6 protein-coding genes are annotated in these 6,066 nt (G+C 67.5%); 2 read left to right on the forward strand and 4 right to left on the reverse strand.

The genetic code is table 11. The features are described from left to right. A partial coding sequence (locus E1261_RS42445) for a protein kinase domain-containing protein (RefSeq protein WP_165952839.1) occupies window positions 1-688 on the reverse strand: 688 nt, incomplete at its 3' end. Between the two features lie 72 nt (window positions 689-760). On the opposite strand from E1261_RS42445, the gene lipB reads away from it, so the two are divergent. After that, window positions 761-1,477, forward strand: coding sequence for a lipoyl(octanoyl) transferase LipB (gene lipB / locus E1261_RS42450; RefSeq protein ID WP_238176792.1), 717 nt, complete (start codon window positions 761-763; stop codon window positions 1,475-1,477). 5 nt (window positions 1,478-1,482) lie between these two features. On the opposite strand, the gene E1261_RS42455 is transcribed toward lipB, so the two are convergent. The 3 genes from E1261_RS42455 to E1261_RS42465 all read right to left on the reverse strand — a co-directional run bounded on the left by E1261_RS42455 (window position 1,483) and on the right by E1261_RS42465 (window position 4,665). Next, complete coding sequence (locus E1261_RS42455) at window positions 1,483-3,897, reverse strand: family 43 glycosylhydrolase (RefSeq protein WP_132415624.1); 2,415 nt, start codon at window positions 3,895-3,897, stop codon at window positions 1,483-1,485. Window positions 3,898-3,967: 70 nt separating this feature from the next. Further along, complete coding sequence (locus E1261_RS42460; protein WP_132415626.1) at window positions 3,968-4,186, reverse strand: helix-turn-helix domain-containing protein; 219 nt, start codon at window positions 4,184-4,186, stop codon at window positions 3,968-3,970. Next, window positions 4,186-4,665, reverse strand: coding sequence for a DUF2975 domain-containing protein (locus E1261_RS42465; RefSeq protein WP_132415628.1), 480 nt, complete (start codon window positions 4,663-4,665; stop codon window positions 4,186-4,188). The genes E1261_RS42460 and E1261_RS42465 overlap by 1 nt, the downstream gene beginning before the upstream one ends. A 143-nt stretch (window positions 4,666-4,808) precedes the next feature. On the opposite strand from E1261_RS42465, the gene E1261_RS42470 reads away from it, so the two are divergent. After that, window positions 4,809-6,066: MFS transporter (locus E1261_RS42470; RefSeq protein ID WP_165952840.1), on the forward strand; the 1,258-nt coding region annotated here is incomplete at its 3' end.

Below are 6,066 nucleotides of genomic sequence, written 5' to 3' on the forward strand. Positions count from 1 at the left end.
CCGTGGTGGTCGTGGGCGGGTCGGGTGGTGCGTCGTCGGGGTCGCCGAGATTGATCGGCTCTGGGGTGGTGAGGGTGAGCAGGTGGCTGGCCAGGCGGGGTGCCGGGGTCTTGGTGAAGACAGCGGGGTCGAACAGGGTGGCGGGACCACCGGCGTGAGCGGCGACGGTCGACAGGGCTAGCAGGTCGGCGCCGTGTGATGGTGGTGGGCTGGTCGGCGGGTGGAGGTTCAGTGAGTGGAAGGTCGCGTCGGTCAAGAGCGGGCGGCCCTCGACGTCGATCAGGATGTTGGGGGGTGTCAGGTGGCCATGGATCAGGCCGCAGTGGTGGAGGTAGTGCAGGGCGTCGGCCAGCGGGCTGAGGAGCGTGACGATCTCGCCCGGCGACATGGTCCCCCGCCGTCGCAGGATCTCGGTCAGGCTGAGGGCGACGACGTACTGACTGAAGACGAGCCACTCGGTCGCGGTCTCCCGGACCTCCAGGACACGGGTGATGTGCGGGTGGTTGATGCGTCGGAGAACCATGAGCTCGTCACGGAACTGCTCCTCTCGCTGAATCGTGGGGACCGGGATACGTCTGAGCACGGCATGGCGGCCGGTGGCGAGGTCGCGGACCTGCCAGAGGGTGCCGGCCGATCCGGACCCGAGCCTCCGGCGCAGGCTGTAGCCGGCGAGGTCTTCGGGTTCCATGCCAAGAGGATGCACCGATCGCCGCAAGCCCCGCGGAAGTTATCCACAGGCAACCGGCCTACACTCGATGGCGTGAGGGCTATCGAGTACGTGGAGGCCGGGTTCGGTGCCGGCGCAGTGGACTACCAGACCGCGTGGGACGAGCAGCGGCGACTGCACGCGGCGGTTGCCGAAGGCACCGGTCCGGACACTGTCATCCTGCTCGAGCACCCGCCGGTCTACACCGCCGGCAAGCGGACCGAGCCACAGGAGCGGCCCCTCGACGGGACGCCGGTGGTGGACGTCGACCGGGGCGGCAAGATCACCTGGCACGGCCCCGGGCAGCTCGTGGGATACCCGATCGTCAAGCTGGCCTCGCATGTGTACGTCGTGGACTACGTCCGCCGGCTCGAGGAAGCGCTGATCGCGGTCTGCGCCGAGCTCGGTGTCACAACCGGGCGGGTCAAGGGACGCAGCGGCGTCTGGGTCGCGGCCGACGGGCGCGGCCGGGAGCGGAAGATCGCCGCGATCGGGATCCGCGTCACACGTGGCGTCACCATGCACGGGTTCGCGCTGAACTGCGACAACGACCTCACGTGGTTCGACCGGATCGTCCCCTGCGGGATCTCCGACGCGGACGTCACCACTTTGTCGAAGGAACTCGGCCGCGACGTCCCGGTCACTGAGGTGCTCGAGTCGGTACGGCGGCACCTCGACCACTTCCTCGCGTGGGAGCCCTACGACCGCACCCCCGACATCGCCCACCCCGAGGCACCGGCCGCAGGCATCACCTACGGCCTGACTGTCTGACCCTCTCAAGGGGTCAGGTGACAGGACTTCCGGATGCCCCAGAGGGGGTCGATGCCGAAGCTGCTCGGGGTGCAGGCAACGCTCCCGACGAAGGTTCGGTACGCGAAGTTGCCCGCCTCGCCGTACGCGACGGTTCGTTGCCCGCTGAACGTGCAGGTCGCGCCTTCGTCGGCGCACTTGGTTCCGTAGCCCACCGGTGCGCCCGGTGCCTTCCGGTAGCAGGACTTCCCGGTCGAGGCGATCGGGTCGATGCCGAAGCTGTCGGCAGTGCACGCGATCGGGAGATGGGTCCGCCGGACCACGTAGGCGCCTCTCGCGCCGTACGCGACGTCCTGGTTCGCGCTGATCGCGCAGGTGCCTCCGTCGCCAGCGCACTGCACCCAGCCGGGTGGCGCTGCGGCGTTGGCGACGTAGCAGCTCTTCACCACCCCGAAGATCGGGTCACCGCCCCAGGCCGCGGCAGTACATGCGACCTGTCCGTTCTGGATCCGGTAGCGGAAGGAGCCGTTCGCCCCGTACGCCACCATGGCAGGCCCGGTGACCGAGCACGTGTTGGGTTCAGTGGCGCAAGCCGTGTAGCCAGGCGGCCCTCCGGCCGGAGCGAGGTAGCACGATTTCAGCACAGCCACCATGGGATCGCGGCCCATGGAACCGATCTTGCAGTCGGCACCGTCATACGCGATCTTCTGTAGATAGGCGCCTGCACCGTAGGCCACCACCCGGCCGCCGGTGAATGTGCAGCGTTCGCCCTCACCAGCACACCGGGTGTACCCGGCCGGCAGTTCGTCGGTGCTGAGCACTGAGCCTGCGCCGCTCACCGAGGTGGTGAACTTCAGATCGCGGCCGGGCTCGGCCAGATAGGTGTTACCACCCTGCGTGTAGAACGCCGAGCCACCGCCGTACGGGTTGGAGTCGTTGTACTCGACGCCGTAACAGCCGTGCTTGTTCAGGCTCCGGAGGCGCAGGAAATACGTCTGCCCGGCGGTGACCGCCACATTCGGCTGGAACGTCAGCGCGGTCGGCGCCCACGGGACCGCCTCCGCCCCGAACGTGTTGGTGCTCAGCACAGCCTTGTCCGAAGCCCGTACGACGTCGATCCGCAGCGGCGCGTTGACATCGCCGTTGCGGAAGGTGGTGACCGAAGCGCTGGTCAGAACGCCACTACGGGTCGGGCTGAAGCTCTGCTGACGGCTAAGGTTCGCCTGATCGCACAGGTGCCGGAATCCGGCCGTACCGCTGTGTGCGTCCTGGTCCGGTGGTACCGGTACCGAGCCGGGCGCACCTGGCAACGGAAGCTCGAACGACCCGACACACTCAATCGGATTGAGCGCCCCACCGGAGTCGAAGGTCAGCGGACCGAGGTAGTGGTTGGCCAGCGACTCGTTGGGCGACCGGTGGTTCCAGCGGTCGGACAGGAAGTAGTAGCCGGTGGTGTTGTCGCTGTGCACGATCGGCAGCACTGCAAGGGGCTGCCCACCACAACTGTCGTTGCTGACGATCCTGCTGCGCAGACGTGGTTGCGGCCGGTCCTCATAGATGTTCCAGCCGTTCGGGTCGTACCAGAGGCCGTCCCAGGAGGCCTGTGGTGCCAGGAGGTTGGTAGTGGTCACCTCACCGGTCTCCCCGGCGCAGTACGCGCAGGTGGGGTCGGACATCAGGATGCGGTACCGGCCGGCCCGCTTGTACACGGCGAAGGCCTCGACATTGCCCAGTGCCAACCGGACGTGGTTCGTCTCAGCAGTGGTCGTCTGCCGCGCCGCCAGATAGTTGGGGGTCAGCCGTTCGACCGCGAGGTGCGCAGTGTCCGATCCGACCTGGTGGACGGTGTTGTGGACGACGTACGCGGTCGCTGCAGGATCGTCGTCGACGTACAGGGTCATGTCGACGCCGCCAGGCACGTTCAGGAACGGTGCCGCCCCGGTGCTCTGGAAGAGCCCGGTCGGCGTCGAACTCGTGTAGACGCCGTAGGCGCCGCCCTGGTCGGCCCAGAGGACATACTTCTCCGTGTTCTTGTTGTAGACGACGTGCGGCCGGAAGCAGGCCTGGCACTGCTGCGGCGGTACGACGTATCCGCGATCGGTCCAGTGCACCAGGTCGGGTGAGCTGTAGGCCTTGAAGCCACAGAACCGGCCCTGACCGTCCTGGTACTGATACCCGCAGCTGTAGCTCGTGCCGTAGAGATAGAACGTCCGTACGCCGGAGGGCTCGTCGACCTGGATGATCGACCCGTCGTGCGCGTCCAGCGCGTTGCCGTTCACATCGAACCGGCTGACCTGATTGCCGACCGCGTCGTTGTTGACGATCGTCACCTGCGCGGCGGCCCGGGCCGGGCCGCTCGGCTTCGACCAGGCCGAGGGAACCGCGAGGATGCCGGTGACGATGAGCAGGGCGAGCAGAGACCGCACGAGGCGTTGGACCATGGATCAAGGACAGCAGAGGTGATCCGGGCGCGGCAGCCCTTCCATCCTGGTGACACAGTCATCCTGGTGATCAGTCGCCGGCGTCTTCCTCGATCCATTCGAGGAGGTCGCCGGGCTGGCATTCGAGGACTCGGCACATGGCTTCCAGGGTGCTGAAGCGGACTGCTTTGGCGCGGCCGTTCTTCAGGACGGCGATGTTGGCGGGGGTCAGGCCGACGCGTTCGGCGAACTCGCCGACGCTCAGTTTGCGGCGGGCCAGTTCGACGTCGATCCGGACGACGATCGGCATCAGATCACCGCTTCCATGTCGGTGCGCAGGGTGGTCGCCCGCTGCAGCAGGGCACGCAGGACGATCATCAGGAGACCGACGACGGTGATCACGACCTCCAGCAGGAGCAGCACCATCGGTACGCCGGGATCGTCTGCCTGGAGGACGACCCAGACGAAGATGCCACCGACCACGAGCCACACGCCGGCGATCGCGCCGAGGATCAGGTTCACCCAGAAGACGGCGGCGGTGGTGAAGATGCGGTCGCGCTTGACCATGGTCAGCAACTGCCAGGTCGCCACCACCACGACCTGGACGCAGAGCACCACGAACGCGGCGATGAAGGTGGCCGGCCAGCGCAGGTCCGCATCCTCGGGGTTCACCTGGGCCTGATGCCGGAACTGCCCGGGCAGCGACAGGGTCTGGAACACGACCAGGATCGCGAACAGCACCACCAGGAACACCCGGAGCGCGGCGACCGCTCGATTCTCACTCAGCATGTATCGAGAGTCGCTGGCAATCTATCGATTGTCAATAGGTGACTTCGGTGCTGGAGGGAAGTGTGCACTGAAAGTAGTCACCCTTGTGCGCACCTGCGAAGTGTCTGCCGGGCGTGACGGTGAAACGTCGCTACGGTGGAGGTGTGTCCAAATTTCTTGGCTTCTTGCTTGGGGTTGCGGTCGCACTGGCCGGGCCGGCGGTGTTCGGGGTGCTCAGCGCACCGGGTGGTATTCAGCTGAACACCAAGGGGATGACGCTCGCCTACGCTGTGGGCGCGCTCGTCTTCTGGGCGGTCGTGTCGTACTTCTCCGGTGCGGGCGCGATCGGCGCGTTCCTCGCGTTCGGCACGCTGGTGTACTGCTGGCTGTGGATTCCGAACCGGACCACGAACTTCCTCGACGATGTGCCCGGGGTGACCACGGGCATGGTCGAGGGCACGCGGCAGTACACGCTGAACGGCGTCGTACCGATCCTGACGGTGATCTCGCTGGTGTACGCGATCCAGCTCATCGTCCGGAGCGTGCAGCGCCGGCGGCTCGCGCGGGCCGAGGCCGAGCGGCTGCAGCGTGAGCAGGAAGCCGCGCAGGCACAGCAGGAGGCAGCCGCGGCGGCTGTCTATCCGGTTGCCGCTAGCAACTACCCGGCTGAGTCGTACGGCGGTGCCGGGTACGCCGCTCCGTCGTACGAGCCGTCGAATCGGTACGACGACCTGTTCGACGAGCCGGAGCGTCCGCGGAACCAGGCGGATGAGCAGACGGTGCAGTTCCCGGTCGCGGAGCCGGCACCCGAGCGTACGGCCGCATTCCCGGTCGTCGGCAATGAGGTTGCCTACAGCAACGATGAGACGGTGCTGGTGCCGAACGACCGCGACGAGACCGTCGTCGCCCCGACCCCCGAGTCCGGCACCGAGTCCGGCGGCGACGAGGTCACCGTGATCGCCTCGGAAGACGACGCAGACGCCACGGTCGCCGCTACTGCGATCGAGCAGACCGCAGTAGCTGAGGAAGAAGCCAGGAACGCCACACAGCATGCCCCTGAGGCTGAGCCCGTAGCCGCCGCACCGGAGGCTGTCGCGCCGGAGGTTGTAGCGCCGGAGGCGGAGGCACCTGTGGCCGCGGCGCCGGAAGCTAGCGCACCCGCTGCTCCCACGCCCGAGACCGACGCGCCGGTTGCCAGTACGCCGGTAGCCAGTGCGCCTGCCGCTCCTGCGCCGGTGGCTGAGAAGCCTGCGCCTCAAGCTGAGGCGCCTGGCGGTTCTGAGGATGACAGGTCAGATGGACCTACGAATGGTGGGCCGGGCGGGTTCCAGGCTGTGCCACCTCCGCCCTCTGCACCGGCGGCCGAGGAGAAGCCCGCGGGTGGGGGCGGCCCGGAGAAGGGCCAGCGGAGCGGTGGGGTTG

Origin of the sequence: Kribbella albertanoniae (assembly GCF_004348455.1) — a bacterium.
Lineage (GTDB): Bacteria > Actinomycetota > Actinomycetes > Propionibacteriales > Kribbellaceae > Kribbella > Kribbella albertanoniae.